At 33.9% G+C, this 19,945-nt stretch carries 16 protein-coding genes and 1 pseudogene; 16 read left to right on the top strand and 1 reads right to left on the bottom strand.

The features are described from left to right. Nucleotides 1-172 precede the first annotated feature (172 nt). Nucleotides 173-1,828, top strand: a complete 1,656-nt coding sequence (locus ABC346_RS16000) for an ABC1 kinase family protein (RefSeq protein WP_413235796.1) — start codon at nucleotides 173-175, stop codon at nucleotides 1,826-1,828. Between the two features lie 67 nt (nucleotides 1,829-1,895). Here ABC346_RS16000 and guaC read toward each other — a convergent pair whose 3' ends face one another. Further along, nucleotides 1,896-2,879 (bottom strand): GMP reductase, encoded by a 984-nt coding sequence (gene guaC, locus ABC346_RS15995; RefSeq protein ID WP_413235795.1) that lies wholly within the window; start codon nucleotides 2,877-2,879, stop codon nucleotides 1,896-1,898. A gap of 427 nt (nucleotides 2,880-3,306) precedes the next feature. Between guaC and ABC346_RS15990 the strand changes: the two genes are divergently transcribed. The 15 genes and pseudogenes from ABC346_RS15990 to ABC346_RS15920 all read left to right on the top strand — a co-directional run bounded on the left by ABC346_RS15990 (nucleotide 3,307) and on the right by ABC346_RS15920 (nucleotide 19,832). Continuing rightward, a complete protein-coding gene (locus tag ABC346_RS15990) occupies nucleotides 3,307-3,603 on the top strand; it encodes a WXG100 family type VII secretion target (protein ID WP_017796447.1) in 297 nt (98 codons plus the stop codon). A gap of 198 nt (nucleotides 3,604-3,801) precedes the next feature. Next, complete coding sequence (gene esaA, locus ABC346_RS15985; protein ID WP_413235794.1) at nucleotides 3,802-7,308, top strand: type VII secretion protein EsaA; 3,507 nt, start codon at nucleotides 3,802-3,804, stop codon at nucleotides 7,306-7,308. Then, nucleotides 7,283-7,777, top strand: coding sequence for a type VII secretion protein EssA (gene essA / locus ABC346_RS15980; protein ID WP_413235793.1), 495 nt, complete (start codon nucleotides 7,283-7,285; stop codon nucleotides 7,775-7,777). The genes esaA and essA overlap by 26 nt, the downstream gene beginning before the upstream one ends. 12 nt (nucleotides 7,778-7,789) lie before the next feature. After that, nucleotides 7,790-8,044, top strand: coding sequence for an EsaB/YukD family protein (locus tag ABC346_RS15975; RefSeq protein ID WP_413235792.1), 255 nt, complete (start codon nucleotides 7,790-7,792; stop codon nucleotides 8,042-8,044). 40 nt (nucleotides 8,045-8,084) lie between these two features. Beyond that, nucleotides 8,085-9,413, top strand: a complete 1,329-nt coding sequence (essB, locus tag ABC346_RS15970) for a type VII secretion protein EssB (protein ID WP_413235791.1) — start codon at nucleotides 8,085-8,087, stop codon at nucleotides 9,411-9,413. 44 nt (nucleotides 9,414-9,457) lie between these two features. Beyond that, nucleotides 9,458-13,906: a type VII secretion protein EssC gene (gene essC, locus ABC346_RS15965; RefSeq protein ID WP_413235790.1), complete on the top strand. Its 4,449-nt coding sequence runs from the start codon at nucleotides 9,458-9,460 to the stop codon at nucleotides 13,904-13,906. A gap of 17 nt (nucleotides 13,907-13,923) precedes the next feature. Next, nucleotides 13,924-14,337, top strand: a complete 414-nt coding sequence (locus ABC346_RS15960; protein WP_413235789.1) for a DUF5082 domain-containing protein — start codon at nucleotides 13,924-13,926, stop codon at nucleotides 14,335-14,337. A 5-nt stretch (nucleotides 14,338-14,342) separates the two neighbouring features. Then, the gene (locus ABC346_RS15955) at nucleotides 14,343-14,651 is read left to right on the top strand and encodes a TIGR04197 family type VII secretion effector (RefSeq protein ID WP_413235788.1); all 309 of its coding nucleotides are present in this window, start codon (nucleotides 14,343-14,345) and stop codon (nucleotides 14,649-14,651) included. A gap of 12 nt (nucleotides 14,652-14,663) precedes the next feature. Further along, nucleotides 14,664-16,181 carry a T7SS effector LXG polymorphic toxin gene (locus ABC346_RS15950; protein ID WP_413235787.1) on the top strand — a complete coding sequence of 506 codons (1,518 nt, stop codon included), beginning with the start codon at nucleotides 14,664-14,666 and terminating at the stop codon, nucleotides 16,179-16,181. 58 nt (nucleotides 16,182-16,239) lie between these two features. Then, a complete protein-coding gene (locus tag ABC346_RS15945; RefSeq protein ID WP_413235786.1) occupies nucleotides 16,240-16,902 on the top strand; it encodes a DUF443 domain-containing protein in 663 nt (220 codons plus the stop codon). Nucleotides 16,903-16,943: 41 nt separating this feature from the next. Continuing rightward, complete coding sequence (locus ABC346_RS15940; protein ID WP_413235785.1) at nucleotides 16,944-17,255, top strand: DUF4176 domain-containing protein; 312 nt, start codon at nucleotides 16,944-16,946, stop codon at nucleotides 17,253-17,255. Between the two features lie 120 nt (nucleotides 17,256-17,375). Next, nucleotides 17,376-18,101 carry a hypothetical protein gene (locus ABC346_RS15935; RefSeq protein WP_413235784.1) on the top strand — a complete coding sequence of 242 codons (726 nt, stop codon included), beginning with the start codon at nucleotides 17,376-17,378 and terminating at the stop codon, nucleotides 18,099-18,101. Nucleotides 18,102-18,147: 46 nt separating this feature from the next. After that, entirely contained in the window at nucleotides 18,148-18,792 is a 645-nt protein-coding gene (locus ABC346_RS15930) for a DUF443 domain-containing protein (protein ID WP_413235783.1), read from the top strand. An 82-nt stretch (nucleotides 18,793-18,874) separates the two neighbouring features. Further along, nucleotides 18,875-19,121 (top strand): annotated as a pseudogene (locus tag ABC346_RS15925) (DUF4176 domain-containing protein). Between the two features lie 180 nt (nucleotides 19,122-19,301). Continuing rightward, complete coding sequence (locus tag ABC346_RS15920; RefSeq protein WP_413235782.1) at nucleotides 19,302-19,832, top strand: hypothetical protein; 531 nt, start codon at nucleotides 19,302-19,304, stop codon at nucleotides 19,830-19,832. Nucleotides 19,833-19,945 lie beyond the last annotated feature (113 nt).

Below are 19,945 nucleotides of genomic sequence, written 5' to 3'. Positions count from 1 at the left end.
AAATATTTTATTTTTGCTGGAATATTAGAGTAGAGGAAGGTATTTTTATTAAAAAATAGATATAATGGAGAAAAGATTTTTGTTATGAAATGGTAATAATAGGGTATAGAATAAGAATGAAGAAATTGTTAGCTAGGGAGGGCTTGCTATTTTTAAAAGAAGAATTCGTCATATGCAAAGATATAGAGAAATTGTTGTCGCCTTTTCTAGAAATGGGTTTGGATATATTGTAAGAGAATTAGGATTGCATAAGATTTCCTCCCTGCCAAAGCGTTTGTTTGAACAAAGTGATAGAGAAGTACATAATAAATCAACCGGTGAAAGAATCCGATTATTTTTAGAGGAATTAGGCCCTACATTTATAAAGCTTGGACAAATCGCAAGTACAAGACAGGATCTAATCCCAAAACACATTATTGAGGAACTAGAAAAACTACAAGATCAAGTTGCACCGTTTTCGTATTCTGATGTCCAAGAAATAATAGGTAGAGAACTACAAGAACCTATAGATGCCATTTTCCAATCCTTTGATGAACAACCAATTGCTGCAGCATCCATTGGTCAAGTTCATTATGGTGTGCTTCAATCAGGACAAGAAGTAGCTGTAAAAATACAACGACCAAATTTAGAAGAAAAAGTACACACTGATTTGGAAATATTAATGAGTATAGCAAAGCTAGCAGAGTCTAGGATTGATTGGGCGAAAAAATATCAATTAAGTGCAATTATAAAAGAATTTTCCAATTCATTAATTGCTGAATTAGATTATACGTTAGAAGGAAGAAATGCCCATCGTATTGCGCAGCAATTTAAAAAACATGAAGATGTGGTTGTACCTGATGTTTATTGGAATCTTACAACAGAAAAAGTTCTAACAATGGAGTATATTAAAGGAATTAAATTAGATGAGAATAAGAACCTTGTTCGTGAAGGCTACAATCCACAATTAATTGCAGAAAAATTAATTCAAAAGCAATTTCAGCAAATCCTTATCGATGGTTTCTTTCATGCAGATCCGCACCCTGGTAATGTAATGATTCTCCCTAATCATAAAATTCTTTTTATGGATTTCGGAATGGTTGGAAGATTAACGTCGACAATGAAAGATCATTTATCTTCACTTATCGTAGCTATAATGAGACAAAACACGAAATCAATAATTAAAGCTATTTATCGAATGGGGATTGTCTCAGAAGATGTGGATGCCGACTATATGTATGCAGATATTGATGATTTAAGAGACAAATATTACGATATCCCATTCAGTCAAGTGAGTATTGGAGAAGCAATTAATGATTTATTTCGTGTAGCAACGACACATGGAATAAAGATTCCAACAGATCTATCTCTAGTCGGTAAATCATTATTAACGCTCGAGGGTACAGTAGAGAGACTAGATCCTGATATTAGCATTGTAAAAATCGCAGAGCCTTTTGGGAAAAGATTATTAAAAGAAAAATATCAACCCAAAAGAGTAGCTGATGAGGTATACCAACAAGCGGAAGATTATAAAGATATAATATTGGATTTTCCGGATCATATTAATCATTTGTACAAAGTTATTCGAAGAGGAAAACTACCGTTAGAAATCTCTGTTTCTCGAGTGGAAGCATTCTTGAGGAAACTAGATCGGATAAGTAATCGACTTTCATTTAGTATTGTATTGCTTTCATTCAGTATTATCATGGTAGGATTAATCATTGGCTCCGCCTTAGCAGGAGAATCTTCGTATCTGTGGAGTTTACCAGTAATTGAGATAGGATTTGTCGTTGCGATAGGGATGTTCCTCTGGTTACTTTATTCTATCTTTCGTTCGGGAAGGTTTTAGAACATCAGTAATAAAAATCGCAGTCATCATTGGGTCATGACTGCGATTTTTTTGTATGATAATAAAATTAAAACACTTTATCACCGTTAAAAATTGAATTCTTAACAACTACATAATCTACATTTCGAATAGCATCTAATTGCTGGCCGCCGGCATATGAAATGGAAGATTGAAGGTCTTGTTCCATTTCAGTTAATGTATCTTGGAGGGGACCTTTATGCTCTACATACATTTTCTTGCCTTCCACATTTTTCTTTTCACCTTTTTGAAATTCTGATGCCGAACCAAAATATTCTTTGATTTTTTTGCCATCTTTTTCAATTGTTTCCCCAGGTGATTCTTCATGTCCAGCAAATAATGATCCTATCATTACCATGGAAGCTCCAAAACGAATGGATTTTGCGATATCACCATGTGTACGAATCCCGCCATCTGCAATAATAGGTTTACTAGCTGCTTTTGCGCACCAACGTAAGGCTGCTAATTGCCATCCGCCTGTGCCAAACCCAGTTTTTATTTTTGTAATACACACTTTCCCAGGTCCAATACCAACTTTTGTAGCATCAGCCCCGGCATTTTCCAATTCTCTTACAGCTTCTGGAGTACCTACATTACCAGCGATAACAAAAGAGTTAGGTAAGTTTTCTTTAATATGTTTGATCATGTTAATAACTGCATTCGAATGACCGTGTGCAATATCGATCGTAATATAGTCAGGAACCAATTGTTGAGCTGCTAACTCTTCGATAAATCCATATTCCTCTGTTTTTACACCGACACTAATAGAAGAGAACAAATTATTTTGATGCATATCTTTGATAAAATCCATTCGCTTTTCAGGTTCAAAACGATGCATTATATAAAAATAATTTTTCTTTGCTAAATATCTAGCAATCTTTTCATCTATAATCGTCTGCATATTAGCAGGAACAACTGGCAATTTAAATGTTCTTTCTCCAAGTGTTACTGAAGTATCACATTCTGCTCTGCTATTCACCACACATTTTGCGGGTATTAGTTGAATATCTTCATAATCGAATACATTTTCCATGGTTTTCACTCCTAAATACGGATGTTTTTAATAATTTAATATAAAACGTTCGTCTTTTGTAATTTAACTTATTTATTCAAATATGTCAACAAACCAATACGCAGAATGGAAAAATAGATAATTTTTTGAAAATATAGGTTTGATTTATTTTAGGTATGGGTAAATATTCACCAAGTAAGAAATTACTATTACATGAAAATAGTTCCTTTGTTGGATGAAAGGTGGGGTGTCTTTTTTACTGGTATATTTTAAATTTTAAATAATTCAGCGTATTTTTTTGGGACTTATCACTCAATTTTTGGAAAACTTTAGATAGTTCGTTGACATTAAAATCCCGTTTCTTTAGGATTTACTTGAGAAGGTACATGAATTTATTTACAACTGCGAGAACCTTCGCAAAAAAAATATTATAGAGGAGATGAGCAAAATGGCAGGACAAATTCGTATGAGTCCAGAGCAATTACAAGCTAAGGCAAAGAGGTACGGTCAAAGTTCACAAACAATTGATCAAGTACTTAGAGATTTACAAGGCCTTCAAGATGAGCTACGTGGAGAATGGGAAGGTCGTGCTTTTGAAAAGTTTGACATGCAATTCCAAGAACTTAAGCCAAAAGTGCAAGATTTCTCTCAACTTATGTTAGACATTGAGAATCAACTTATCAAGACTGCTGAAGCGGTTGCGCAACAAGATGAGCAATTGTCTCAAAACTTCGGTTTAAGATAAGGTAGTAGATTAAGAGAAGGTTTCTGGATGAGCTGCATGACAAAGGTTATGTAGCTCGTCTAATGCCTGGAACTATTTAAGGCTGCTTTTTTTAGAAGATTAGTAGCCTTTTCTTACACTTTCGTATTGATTCTTTCGACGTGCATGTAATGTACTATTAAATAGATTATTAGTTTTAATCACCAGGAGTGAGAAATAATGAAAAAAGTAGATAAGCGGTGGATCTTATTTCTGGTTCTTATTGTTGCATTGGCATCAGGGTTATCTTTTTTATCGTTACATCAAGAAACGGAGACAGAAAACCCAAACCGAACACAAACGATGGCTATTGCAATTGTTAATGAGGATCAAGGATCAACATTTAATGGAACAGACTTGGCCTTTGGAGATGCATTTACACAATCGATCAATCGCAATAATAACCATGAATGGTTTGTGGTTAGTCGTGGAGTGGCAGAGAGCGGCTTAGAAAATAATACATATGATATGATGGTTGTCATTCCAAATGATTTCTCCGAGAAATCATTAAATATCCATGCAGAATCTCCAGAACCAGTTGTTTTACAATATAAAATCAACGCATCAGAGAATGCAAGAATAAAAGAAGAAGCAGAAAAAACTGCTAGTAACATATTGAATGATTTTAATAGACGTATTATTGACGTGTATTTTGCTAGTGTGATTGGAAATCTTCAAGATGCACAGGATAATGTAAGTGAAATGGTTGATAGACAAGCGTTACATACAAATGCCTTCAACAGCAATGTTCACCAGCCATTATCAGGATATACCGACCAGTTCAATACAATTAAAGATCAAACGGAACATTCTACCAATAGCTTTAGTAGCTTTGAAGAACTAATAGAGTCTTATGAAAATCAATTATTGGAAGAAGCAGAGCAAGGTGAAGCGTTTGTATCAAATATCGAAGACGTTGTTGAACTGAAAGGGAATAATTTATCTCAACTCCTTGCATTTAATGACATGTTTAGTCAATTTAATCAGGGTATGAGAGCAAGTGAAGTGGATGAGAAGTTATCTAATTTACAAACGGCTAATGATCAGATTAATCAGCAGTTGGCTGCAGGTCAGAATAACAGTGGTCAAAATCCATCTGTAGTTAGAGTTCAAAATAACCCTGCAAATGATAATATTGCCACGTCTACATTAAAACTTCAAAACTATTTAAAACGTTCTTCTGAACAAGTATCTGTTTTACAAGATGATGTAAATAATTATCTGACAGATAGTAATCAACAATTTGAGGAAAATATCAGAACGAAAATTGAAGAATTGTTGGATGAATCCATTGATGAAGGTATTAATATTAATACTCTTTTTGAAAATCCTAATCAAGTTGCATTGGGAGATATAAATAATGCTATAGGTGAATTACCTTCGTTAAATGAAGAGGACTTTAGGAATGTTGGATTACCTGAAGAACTTGAGCAGGACATAAGAGATGTTATACAAGTAACACAAAAATACAGATCTGAATTTGAATATGCACCAATAAGTGATGAACGTGGAGAGTTATTAAAAGATCAAATTGAAAGTTTACGCACTCAAGTTAAAAATGGTATTACATTATCAGATACAGTAGAGCTACCCAAAAATGAAAAAGAGGGCCAAATATTTACTATTAACCTCCCAGACGGATTTGATCTCCAATATTTAGGAATTCAACTTCCCGGTGAAGATGAAGGTAACTATACAGGATCTATTGATGAAAATGGTAAAGTAAAATTACCTGCGAATAGAGCAGGGTCCTTTACTGTAAATGTTAGAGTAAATACACAACCAGATGAAGGAATATTTGATTTTTATAAACCACTTGAATGGTCCTGGAAGTTAAAACAAGAAGATTTAGATGATGTAGATAAACCAGAAAATGTTGCTTATCATCAGTCAGATATGCAATTAGTTGCGTCTACTCAAGTGCTTAATATAGATACCGAAGAAGAAGCGTCAAAGGATGATTCAAACGGAATACCGACAAATGAAGGAGATCCGTATGATAACGGTGATGAATCAACTGGTGGCGATGACAACTCTGGTGAAGGCGGAAACAATGACGGGTCCAATGAACCAACAGACCCTGCAGAACCAAAAGAACCAAGTGATCCAGAAGAGGAACAACCAGAGACACCAGAAGAGGAAGATCTAGAAGAAGAACAACCTGAAGAACCAGAGAAACTGATTATCAAGAATAACACAATATCTCACAAAATAATGACACCAGTCGAAGATTTAGGAGATACGACATCTACATTAATAAACACTGTAAGTAATTCAATAGACGGTTACTTTAAACTACAACCTCTATATGAAAGTTATTTTGGTGAAAATATTCATGGGATTGCAAGAGAAATACAAAATAATGAGATGTCTTTAATAGATGTAGCTAGTAAAAGGGGAAATAGAGATTCTTTATACTACCTATATAATGAAAAAGAAATAAAAGAATTGTTAAGTGATTATATTACTAGTCAGGTTGTTAAAGGAGTTGCAGAAGAACTTCGTACACCTACAACGAGCTTCAAATCTCAAGTAGATAATTATCAAGCTGGTGTTCAACAAGCAATTCGTGACGCTGCTAAATTGTCTGAGGAAGTTGCAAAAGCAAGGGAAAGGGCAGCTGTTTTAAATACAAATCTTACGGATACTATTGAAGGCGTACAATCTTGGCGCGATGAGGCCATGTCCTTACTAGAACAGCAACAGGATATTCAAGCGAGTGCAGAAGGTGAACAGAATGCTGTTATGACTTTAGGAAGCGACTTCCAGCCGATATTATCTTCTAGTCAAAACTTAGCAGATCAAGCTTCGAATAACTTAAATACAGCTGAAAATGTTTATCAGACTTTTGAAGATATCGATAATCAAGCAACGGAGATTGAACAAAGTGGTACGAATTTAGTAAATAATGCTGAAAATCTTGCCGTTGAGATGACCGATAAGCTAGAAAATGATGAAACATTTATTGAGAACTTTACGGGTGTTTTAGCAAATAGTCGTGTCGGAGATCGTCAAAATGAAAATTTATATGATTTCTTGTCAAATCCAGTAGAAACGAGTAACGAAGGAACTATTACGACACAAAATAATACATTTACACCATATTTCTTAGTGTTAATTAGCTTTATCGTTGTATTATTCACAGCTTATGTAATTTCAACAATTAATCAGAAGAAAGTGAACCAAGATCAATTTGCATCAGAAGCATCATTGATGGGGACGAATATGCCTATTACGATCATTACAGTAGGTATAGGTATACTGGAAGGTATCGTTATTGGTATTGTTTCAAGTTATTATTTACCAATTAGTGATCTCAATATGTTGCAGTTAACCATTATTATGGCTTTATTGGTAACAGGGATGTTACTTGTAGCAACTTATTTACTAAGACAGATAAAAATGATAGGAATGTTCTTATTGTTAGCTGTATTTAGTTTGTACTTGTTCTTTACAGATGCTTTAGGTTCTGGTTCAGCGCCATTCCCAGTATTAGAGAAGTTTTCTCCACTGCAATATATGGAGACATTCCTCCTGCGAATTGTGGAAGGAACGGTTAACTATGGTGGAGCAATATTCATCGTGCTAATGTTATTATTAATTGGTGCACTCGGAAACCTATTGGTTATCAACCGACCTGATAGAGAGGAAGAAATGACCGATGAAAACCAAGCTGAAGCTGGTTAATTTGGCATTTGTAAGTTCCATGATTCTGCTGATACTCCTTCCAATTGGAGTATCAGCAGAAACTGGATCTGAAAAAGATGGAAGTCTACAAATGCAAATTGATCGAATAATTCAAGATAAAGATGAAAAAAATGAAATGCGAGAAACAGAACTAGATAAAATTTTCCCGAGCCTGTTCACTTCGGAAACTACCCAAGAAATTAATGAAAAAGTCAATGCGGAAGAAGATAAAATCGAAAATATAGAGCAAAATTTATTTTCTGAAGATGTGGAAGGAAATGTAGTGATTCAAGAGGTGAAAGACTCCTTATTTCAGTCTGACTATGAATCCGTTGCAGCAAATAGCAGTAATGTAGAAGAGGAATCATCTAGTTCCAGTTCAAGTAATATCATTTTAATGACATTTGCTGGTATTGCAGTAGCTCTATGTGGAGGTTTGTATGTCTTAATGCAAAGATTATTAGATTAGGAGAGTCGAAGTATGCCGAAAACAACACATATTAATATAACAATGGACTTTCGTCAAAAAGCATCTGGAGGGTATGTATATGATTTGCGTATTCCAACGCAATTAACAGTCAAACAATTATTGTTAAACGTGATGGAAACGTTAAATATTGAAAGGACGAATACAAAGTCATCTATTAAAATTGTTAATAAGAATATCGTTCTTGCTGATGACGATTTTATTGATGACCATCCTGTAGCTGATGGAGATATTTTAGTAGTTTTATAAATCTAATAATCTATGCATTATTTGTGAAGGAGTTAATAAAATGAACGAAAAAACGATAGAGATAGATAATTTTACATATACGTTCAAGCAAGATAAAAATACTGTTCGTACATCTTTGCCAATTTCTCAAACAAGAATGAAAAATATACGACAGTTGGATTTAATGATACAGTCTTCGGAATTTTTTGTGCCATTGGATATCAAGGAAGAAGAAGATACCATTCATTTCGATTATCAGCTTTATCATAAAAGGAAGTCTTGGACAGAAATTCAGAAATTAAGTCGGAATGACAAATTGCGAATTTTATGTAATGTAGGTAAGCTAGATCGATTTTTAACCTCCAGAATTACTTTTTTCATTCACCCGGAAAATGTGGTATTTGACGATAATTACTTACCGTCTATAATTCATCGAGGCATCAGAGATGTTGTACCACCGTTTGATATGCAAGAAGAAGGATTCTTAAAGCAGTATAAATGCTTTGTCATCGCTTTATTCTCCAAAAAATATAACTTCGATCAGCTTTATTATGGTTCCTTAGAGAAAGCGAATGAAACTGAATTTGAAAAGAAAGTTCAACAAATAAACAGTATAGAAGCTCTGAATGAATTCTTAATAGAGAGCTATGAACGTGAACAAGAAAAAACGGAAAAAACGATGAGCTTCGTTCCTACTAAGCGATTTCGTTTATATAAACAGTTATCGATTATTATGATTATTGTATCGGTTCTGTTAGCAGCTCCACTTATTTATTACGCATTAATCAATCATCCATTTCAAGATAAACAATTGGATGCATATGGAGAGTTTTTAGGAAATAATTACAATGGAGTCATTACTACACTTTCTGGTGAAAATCCAGAAAACTTCCCTAGTCAAACTAAATATATGTTGGCTTATTCCTATATACAGGTAGAGAGCTTACCAGATGAGCAGAAGAGTTCTATTTTAAATAATGTATCTTTAAATAGTAACCAGGATTATTTATTGTACTGGATCTATAACGGTAGAGGAAACTTTGAGGAATCATTGGAAAAAGCAAAATATATCGATGATCCACAACTTATTATTCATGGACTAATTCAGAATCGTGACCAAGTGAGGAATAATCCAGATTTAAGCGGAACTGAACGAGATGAAGAATTGAATCAATTACAGGGTGAACTAGATCGATATTTAGAAGAGTACGAATTAGATCCATTTAATGAAGAAGAGCAAAATGAACCTGCTTCTGGGGATGGTACAGGAAATTCAGATCTTGATCCGAGTGATGACGAAGCATCTACAGAAAACAATGAAGAAGATAATGCTGAAAATAACAATGATTCTAATGAAGAAGAGAATAATAATGATGGGGACGAAGAGTAATTTCGTGGAGAGATAGAGCTTGAATAGAAAGGGAGAACGAAAAGATGGCAGGACATATTTTATTTGTAGCATTTCAAGATCAATTGCATAAATGCCATTTACCTTCTAATACAGATCGGATGATAACGATCGGTAATTCCTGGTCAAATCAAGTAACAATACCTGAGATAGATGAGGAAATTACATTAGAATGGGATGGCAAAAAATTAATCTATCTGGAAAACGAAATTAATATGACTAAACGAGTAGATATGAAGGATAAAAAAATATATTTTTATGTACTCGATGAAGAACAAACAAACTATTATGATATAGCTGGCTATAACTCTATTACTTTCGGATCTCAAGAATATAATGATGTAACTATATCTGGTTGGGATGCAGATATTGTGTTGGTAAGAGATGAGAATCACACTACCTTTTACTTAGATATACAAGATGGAGATGTTTTCTATAATTACGGTTATATCAAAGAAGACAGGATTCTTCATATTGGAGATCAATTGTTTATCGATGGTATTTCTATTACAGTCCATCCAGAACATATAGAATTAAGGACTAATAGAGAAATCAATTCACGATTAACGGAATTAATCAATTTAGACAATCCTTATGAGGGTGATTATCCCGATTATCATCGCTCTCCGAGAATTATTTATAGGGAGCCAGAAGATAAGCGAACCATTGCAAAACCGGCAAATAAACCGGCAAAACCAAGCGAACAATTAGCACGAACGATTGTACCACCACTAGTTATGATAGCCGCTTTAGTTATTATTTCATTGGTGCAGCCACGAGGGATATTTATTATTGCCATGTTAGCAGTTACAGTGGTTACCATTATCTTTTCGATCACCTCTTATGTGAAAAGTGTGAAAAAGTATAAAGCAGATATGAAACACCGTGAAGAAACATATAAAAAGTATTTACAACGAAAAACAAAAGAATTATTTGAGGCCAGTGAGGAGCAGCGCCACGCATTACACTATCATTATCCAGATGTAGAGAAAATTAGTGAAATGGTGACAAATATTGAAGCAAGAATCTATGAAAAAACAATGTACCACCATGATTTTCTTAATTTCCGGACAGGACTAGGAAGAGTGGATTCAAGTTTTGAAATCGAATTTAACGAAGAAGAATTTACGCAAGAGGAAGACGAGCTAGTTGATGCGGCTCGTGATTTATTAGGGCAGTTTAATGAGTTGCGAAATGTTCCGGTTGTTACTTCCTTAGCCAAAGGTCCGGTGGGATACATTGGCCAACGTAAATTAGTGTTGGAACAATTACAATTAATTGTGATGCAATTATCATTATTTCATAGTTACCATGATTTACAGTTTATTACGATCTTCCCGGAAGAAGAAAAGAAAGAATGGGATTGGATGCGTTGGCTGCCACATGCCAGTGTAAGAGATATCAACGTACGTGGATTTGTATATCATGAACGTTCTCGTGACCAAGTACTTCATTCCATGTATCAAGTATTGAAAGAGCGAAAACAGCTCGTTGAAGAGAAAAGTAATACAAATGAGAAATTATATTTCTCGCCACATTATGTTGTTCTCGTCACTGATGAGAAATTAATTCTCGACCATACGATTATGGAATTCTTTAATGAAGATCCTAGTGAATTGGGTGTGTCAATCGTATTTGTGCAAGACGTAATGCGGGCTTTACCGGAACATGTGAAGACAGTAATTGATATCCGTGATGCAAATGAAGGAAAAATCATTCTCGAAGAAACAGAACTCGTAAACAAAAGTTTTAAACCGGATCATTTTCCCAAAAACTTTAATAAAGAGGTTGTATCTCGGGCATTAGCTCCAATTAATCATTTGCAAAATCTGAAAAACTCGATTCCGGAGCAGGTGACATTTTTAGAGCTATACAATGTGGAAAAAGTAGAAGAATTAAATATCCAAACTCGTTGGAGTCAAAACGAGACGTATAAAAGTTTAGCAGTTCCGTTAGGGTTAAGAGGGAAAGAAGATCTCGTCCAACTTAACTTGCATGAAAAAGCCCATGGACCACACGGGTTAGTCGCAGGTACGACAGGCTCTGGTAAATCAGAAATTATACAATCGTATATTTTATCTCTTGCAGTTAACTTCCATCCTTATGAAGTCGCATTTCTACTTATTGACTACAAAGGTGGAGGGATGGCGAACTTATTTGCTAAATTACCGCATCTTATGGGAACCATTACGAACTTGGATAAAGCACAATCGATGCGTGCACTTGCATCGATCAAAGCAGAATTACAGAAACGCCAACGCTTATTTGGAGAACATCAAGTAAATCATATCAATCAATACCAGAAACTCTTTAAACAAGGAAAAGTTACTGAACCAATGCCGCATCTATTCTTAATTTCCGATGAATTTGCGGAATTGAAATCGGAACAACCAGATTTTATGAAAGAATTAGTGTCTACCGCACGTATTGGTCGTTCCTTAGGAATTCACTTAATTCTCGCGACACAAAAACCAAGTGGTGTAGTTGATGACCAAATTTGGTCCAACTCGAAATTTAAGCTAGCTCTAAAAGTACAAAATGCCGGAGATTCAAATGAAATTCTAAAAACGCCAGATGCTGCTGAAATTACCTTACCAGGGCGAGCTTATTTACAAGTAGGTAATAATGAAATCTATGAACTATTCCAAAGTGCTTGGAGTGGGGCTGATTATATCCCAGATAAAAATGAACAAGATTATGTTGATATGACTATTTATGCTATCAATGAGCTCGGTCAATATGATATTTTAACTGAGGATCTCAGTGGTTTGGAACATAAAGAAGAAGTAGAAAAAATACCTACAGAATTAGATGCAGTCATTGATCATATTGCAGATTATACTGCCCAGCAGGAAATGGAACCTTTAGCAAAACCATGGTTACCGCCATTGCCTGAAAAAATCTTCGGACCAGAACTACATCCAGTTGCGTTTGAAGAAGCATGGAAGGAACCAAAGAAGCCTTTACAACCAATGATCGGGCTGCTTGACCAACCAGAATTACAGAAACAGTCACCGTTAACATTAAACTTATCCAAAGATGGACACCTAGCTGTATTCTCAAGTCCTGGATATGGAAAATCTACGTTCTTACAAACAGTAGTAATGGATTTAGCTCGACAACATAATCCAGAACATTTCCATGTGTATTTACTAGATTTCGGTACGAATGGATTGCTTCCATTGAAAAATCTTCCGCATGTTGCTGATACATTCTTAATAGATGAGGAAGAGAAAATTGGAAAACTCGTTCGTATGATTTCCACAATTGTAAAACAACGAAAACAACAGCTAAGTAAGTACGGAGTAGCAAATATTGAAATGTTTGAGAAAGCGAGTGGCGAAACGGTACCGAATATTAGTCTAGTAATCGATAACTATGAATCTGTACGAGATGCGGAATTTGTAGATGACTTTGAGAAAATTATCACACAGATTGCTAGAGAAGGTGCAAGCATTGGAATCCATTTAATTATTAGTGCAGGCCGACAAAGTGCAATGCGTATGCCTTTACTATCGAATATTAAAACGCAAATTGCACTGTATTTAATTGAAACAACAGAAGCGAGATCGATTGTAGGACGAACAGACATTGAACTTGAAGAAATTGCTGGTCGAGGACTTGTAAAACTAGAAGAACCAGCGTTATTCCAGACGATGCTCCCTGAAAATGGTGCAGAAGCTCTTGAAATTATTGATAAACTCCAAACAACTGCGAAAGCCATGGAAGAAGCGTGGGATGGAGAGTATCCTGAGCCAATTCCAATGATGCCAGAAGGCGTTGTAGACTTTGAACAATTCAAGAACCAACGTCGTACGAAAAAACTAGTAGAAGAACAAAAAGTTCCGCTTGGCTTGGATTTTGAAGAAGTTATGCCAGTAGGGTTTAACCCTGCACAATATGAAAATCTAACCGTAATGAGTGATCGAAAAGATGGTTTAGACCGAATGATCCAATCCGTTGCCAAAAATGTAACAATGATGGACGATTCGTATCAAACGATACTTATCGATACGGCAGATCAAAAATTCAAAGATATCGGCAGGAATATGAATACGTATATGTCAGAAACAGAAGGCTTACAAACAATAAAAGCAGAACTCGTTAATGAAATTGAAAAGCGTTCAAAAGATGGAGTAACTAGTGAACAAAAATGGCTAGTTCAAATTGCAAATCTACAAGACTTTGTTGAACGAACAGACTTATCTGTAGACGATGCTTCAACCATGATTGATAAAGGAAGTAAAGTCGGCATTCATTTCATTATTTGCAGTGAATATAGTTATCTAGGCATGAGTTATGAACAAGTACCAAAGTACTTCCGTGGTCAAGCGATGATCGGGCTGCTTAGCATGCGTCTTGGAGATCAAGATATGTTTAAACAAGCCTTTATACGACAAGAGAAATACCCGAATAAATATGAATGTTACGTGGCATTGGATCACCAACATGTGAAAGTGAAAATACCGGAGTAGGGAGGGGAATAAAGTAAATGACATCTCTGAGTCAGTTATATGGTCAGAAACGAACAGTTTTAAGTGCGATGGCAGATACGAAAAATAATATCTCTACTTTAGAAGATAAGATAACTCGATTGAGAATAGCTTCAAGTCAAATGGAAGCAACGAATTCAAACCTTAACAATCTTAATAGTTCCATTCAAGGTATTATAGTCGATAATTCAAAATGGAATGGAAAAGAAGAAAATAACTATAATGAAGCCTATAGCAACTATAAAGAAAGTACGAAACATTTTGTAACGAAATCAGAAGAAGTAAAGATAAATATGGAAGAAGATATACAACGTTATGAATTAGAAAAGACGAACTTAACAACAGGATTAAATAACCTAGAAACTTCACTTGGTAATCTTGAATGGCAAATAACTCAATTGGAAAAGGAGTGATTTAGATGGTTGTAGAGATAGGTATTAATCTAAGTGAATTTCAATCAAGTGTAGATGCGTTAAGGACCTCCTCTTCGAATCTAGTGAGTAGTATTCAAAAGAACCGTACATTTGATAAAACAAACATTCAACCATTTACAAAAGACCTAGAAAATGTAATAAGAGCAGTAGATTTGTTGCAACAATATAAAAGCCTTTTAGAATCAGATATCAATACATTAGAACATACTGGAGAAAACATCAGGGAGAATGATGAAGGCTTGGCGCAAGCAAATACGAATGTATTAGATGGAGCACAGAAAATACACTTGTAAAGGAGGATATAGATGGGACATAAAGTTGACATATCCGAAGTAATTGAATTCTCAGATGATGTTAAGTCTTCAACAGCTGATATAAAAACAAGTCTCAATAGTATTAGTGAAAGTTTTGATAGGTTAAATTCATTGGAATCATTTTCTGGAAAAACAGCAACGAATGCAAAAAATTATTTTAATGATCTCCATAAGACTATTTTAATAACTTTTGAGCACTTATTTACAGATTTGGATGATTCCCTAAGAAAACATTTAGAGTTGTTCAAATCACGAGTCGATACAAGTGAATCTGCTATTATTGTTAGTGACTACGTAAAAGATTTAGAACTAGATATCAAAGAAGATTGGGAAAAGTTGAATTTAGAACAAGATACAGTAAGAGAAACAATAAAGAGTGTATCCGATATCACTAGTGCCATTCATCCCAATTATTACCCGCCAGAAGCCGATAAAGATGATGTAATAAATATTATTACAAATCTAGAAGAAGAGCTAAATTCGTTTACTAGTGTAGGAAAAGAAGAAATTTCTAGTATAGAAGATTTGCTTAATCAAGTAGCAACGGCAATTGAAAATGCGGGGACAGTAGAAGGTGAAGGGAGATTTACTGATTATATCGGTAGTTCTACGACTGTAGGATTATCCTATTTAAAAGATTATAATGCTGAAAAAAGAGAAATCATGCTTGATGAAGCTAGAAAAGCTAAGGACTCTGCATTGAAGGATATGGATGAATCTTCGCAAGAGATATTAAATAAAGCATATACGGATTTAAAAAATGGTGAAATTGAAGAATCAGAATACTACAGCTACATGAATGAACTGAAGAAGCTTCAAAATGAAGAGGATATGGACGAAGAAGTATCGGAGAATTTTATAAAGTATGTGATTGATAATTTTGAAGTTTTCGAGGAAAACTTTAACTTTAATGGAATTGCTGGTTATATAGATCAAAGTATAAAAGATGTAGGAAAAAATAATTTAACTAGATCTGAACTTGTGAAGCATATGAATGCTAACAAACCATCTTCTACTTCAATTTTATTAAAAAATCAAGGTGACAAAATGTTCAAGATAGGAAAAGCGGTAAGTAGATCCTTACTAGGTGTTAGTATTGCAATTGGAACGTATAGTGATCTCAAACAAACTGATAAAACTGCAGGAGAGGCAATTGCAAAAAATACTTTCTCTAGCGGAGCTGGTTTTCTTACAGGTGCTTTAATTGCAGGGGGAGCAAAGGTATTTCTAGCTTCTAACCCAGTAGGATGGGCTTTAGTTGGAACTATAGTTGGGGGTACCGTAGTAACAACTTTAGCTAATTGGGCGTATGATAATAATTTCTTGAATATTCAAGACGGCGTAGATTGGGCAGGACAAAAATTAGATTGGGCAGGAGAACAGTTAAGTAATGGTTATAACTGGGTAGACGAACAAGTGAATAAGAGTATAGAATGGGCAGGAGATCAAGTAAATAAAATTGGTGATGCTTTTAGTAGTGGACTTGATTTTATAAATCCTTTTAGTTAAATTAAAGTATCTTTTTAGGACAGCAGGAAATTTCTTAGTTAGGAGTGAAGATATTTTTATGGAATGTAAAGTGCAATTGTTAAATAAAAATCTAAGATATAGAATTCTTGAAATAAATGGGGAAGAATATGTTCTCGACTTTGGGAATTCGATTTGGAAAATTATTTTTCCTTTCTTACATTGGGTATTACCAAATCCCGTATACAAAATAGATAATCACGAAATCATAGAGAAATTAAAGGTACCACAAGAGAATCAACCAAAGAAGATAAGTACAGGAACGGGCGCAGTGGGAGGACTCATTGGAGTTTCTCTAGCTGGTTTAATTCGGCCACTGGCAAATGCGTTCCATATACCAAGTACATCATTGGTTAATTTAATTATTACTATTATTGTTGTAATGATAGCTTTATCAGTTTTTGTATATATGAATAGGAGACATGAAAAAAATTTAACCGCAATAGTTGATTATACACATTACCCAAGAAAAAAAATATGGATAAAGCCCCCAACATTAAAATTTTTCTTTATTATATGTTTCGCTTACTTGTTTTTTATGGCATTTACAGTTGTTCCATTACTGGGATTTATTGAAACTGGGAATATGGTAGTATTCTTTGGAGGGATAGTTGTTTTGTTTATAACACTTATGATTACCTATATGACTATACCTCCGGGGAATACAACGGTAAAATTCAAGGGTGGAAAACTATTAAGATAAATAAAATATTTTTTATAAGAAATTTAGAAAGGGGAATATTTATGTTACCAATAGGATCAATAGTATATTTAAAAGAAGGTACGAGTAAGTTAATGATTTTAAACCGTGCGCCAATTCTTCCGGCAGAGAACAAAGAACAAAAAGGGATAATGTACGACTATACGGGATGTATATACCCTCAAGGGTTAGATCCAAATAATGTACTGTACTTTAATGAAGAAAATATAGATAAAGTAGTATCTGAGGGTTATAAAGATGAAGAAGAGGATCGTTTTCAAGAGATTTATGATAGTTGGATGAAAGAAAACGGGAATACATTTGAAAAAGGAACGGTATCAGGCCCGTTGAAATAAGAAAATAAACTATCTTTACACCAAGAAGCATATACAAGTATGCTTCTTTTGTTTAGATTAGGTAATATGCACTGACAATTAAAAAATGGTGAAATTGAAGAATTAGAATACTACAGCTACATGAATGAACTGAAGAAGCTTCAAAATGAAGAAGATATGGACGAAGAAGTATCGGAGAATTTTATAAAATATGTGATTGATAATTTTGATGTTTTCGAGGAAAATTTTAACTTTAATGGAATCGCTGGTTTTATAAGTCAAAGTATAAAAGATGTAGGAAAAAATAATTTAACTAGATCTGAACTTGTGAAGCATATGAATGCTAACAAACCATCTTCTACTTCATTGTTTTTAAAAAATCAAGGTGACAAAATGTTGAAGATAGGAAAAGCGGTAAGTAGATCCTTACTAGGTGTTAGTATTGCAATCGGTACGTATAGTGATCTCACACAAACTGATAAAACTGCAGGAGAGGCAATAGTAAAAAATACTTATTCTAGCGGTTTTGGTTTTCTTACTGGTGTTGGAATTACAGTAGGGTATAAAGGTTTAGGAGCAATGGGGTTAATTTCTAATCCAATAGGTTGGGCATTAGCTGGTACTGTTGTCGGAGGAACCATTGCAACAACATTAGCTAATTGGTCGTATGATAATAATTTCTTAAATATTCAAGACGGAGTAGACTGGACAGGTCAAAAATTGGATTGGACTGGAGAACAGTTAAGTAATGGTTTTAACTGGGTAGACGAACAAGTGAATAAAGGCATAAGCTGGGTAGGAGATCAAGTAAATAAAATTGGTGATGCTTTTAGTAGTGGACTTGATAGCATTAATCCGTTAAGTTAGTTTTTAACATATGGCAAGTTCAATAATTTAGGGGTGAAAATATTACATGAAGTGTAATGTACAAGGTGTTTTTAAAAATATAAGGTATAGAATTCTTGAAATAAATGATGAAGAATATATTCTAGATATGGGAAATTCAATTTGGAAAATTATCTTTCCTTTCTTACACTGGGTATTACCTAATCCCGTGTATAAAATAAATAATGAAATTGTAGATAAATTAGCAGTGCCAGAACGGGAACAACCAAAGACAATAAGTGCAGGGACGGGTGCATTGGGAGGACTCGTTGGAGTTTTTCTAGCTAGTTTAATACGGCCCCTGGCAAATATGTTTCATATACCAAGTACATCATTAATTAATTATATTATTACTATCATGGTTATAATAATAGCTTTAGCTGTATTCGTATATATAAATACTAGAAGTAAAAGAAATTTAACTACAATAGTTGATTATAAGCATTACCCAAGAAAAAAATTATGGATAAAGCCCCCATCATTAAAGTTTTTCTTTAATATATGTTTCTCTTATTTGTTTTTTATGGCATTTACAGTTGTACCTTTTATGGGGTTCATTGAAACAGGAAATATAATCGTTTTTTTTGGTGGGATATTTTGTTTATTTATAACATATATGATTAACTATTTTACTATACTTGTTGGTAATACAACGGTAAGATTCAAAGATTAGTTACATGCACAATACTTATGGCTTATCTATGTATATGCCAAAAAAATTGTAGAATTTTGCTACCAAGAATTCTATGGAATTTATGTCACCAATTGGATCAATAGTATATTTGAAAGAAGGTACGAGTAAGTTAATGATTTTAAACCGTGCACCAATTCTTCCAGCAGAGGGCAAAGAACAAAAAGGGATAATGTATGACTATTCGGGATGTATTAGATCAGAATAATGTACTGTACTTTAAAGAGGAAAATATAGATAAAGTAGTATCTGAAGGGTATAAAGATGAAGAAGAAAGTTTTCAAGAGATTTATTGTAGTCGGATGGAATAAAATGGAAGTACATTTGAAAAAGGAACTGTGTCAGGACCGTTGAAATAAGAAAATAAATTATCTCATCAAGAAGTATTTAAAACTATGCTTCTTTTGTTTAGACGATAGTGGAAGGAGTTAAATGAAACGTACTTTCAATATTTACGAAACAATATATGGATAATATTGAGGTGTAAACAAATGCGGCATAAACCTATACCAATTTACGCTGAAAGAAAAAAAGGGGATACGGGTTATACTATCTTTTTAGATAGTAGTACAAAAAAAGTATATAGAGCATTTCATAAAGATTATAATCAAACTACTTACTGGATCATGTTTGCATTGACATTAGGTCTTTTAAGAGTCATTTCAGGAATTTATCTAACGCAATTTCCTATACTAATAAAGTTAGCTGTTGTTATTTTTATTGGGGGACTAGGTATAGGGATAGGTAAGCTATTACATAAAAAGTATACTGGAAGTCTAGTAGAAATATTTCTAAATCATTTGGAAATCAAAGAGCTCCTCGAACAAGGAAAAAAGTTAATAAAAATTGAAATTATATTTATTAGTATTCTATTAATTATATCGTTGATATTAGCTGTTTTGTTCATCATATACAGTTGGATAGTTTGGTTAGTTTTTACATTTATGTTATTTATTATAGTTGGAATATTACTAAATAGCCTTTCTGTGGAAAGAATTATACTATTATCTAAAGATGGATAGATTTGGAATGTTTCTTAACTTTATGCCTTCTAAAAGATGAGAGCCATATAGTGAGCATGTGCTGATTATGATACTTAATATAAATTTATATATAGGAAGGGTGAATACGTGAA

The organism is Oceanobacillus phoenicis (assembly GCF_047238145.1).
In the GTDB taxonomy this organism is placed as follows: domain Bacteria; phylum Bacillota; class Bacilli; order Bacillales; family Amphibacillaceae; genus Oceanobacillus.
The sequence above is the reverse complement of the archived record's forward strand: the minus strand, read 5'-3'. Positions and strand labels throughout refer to the sequence as shown.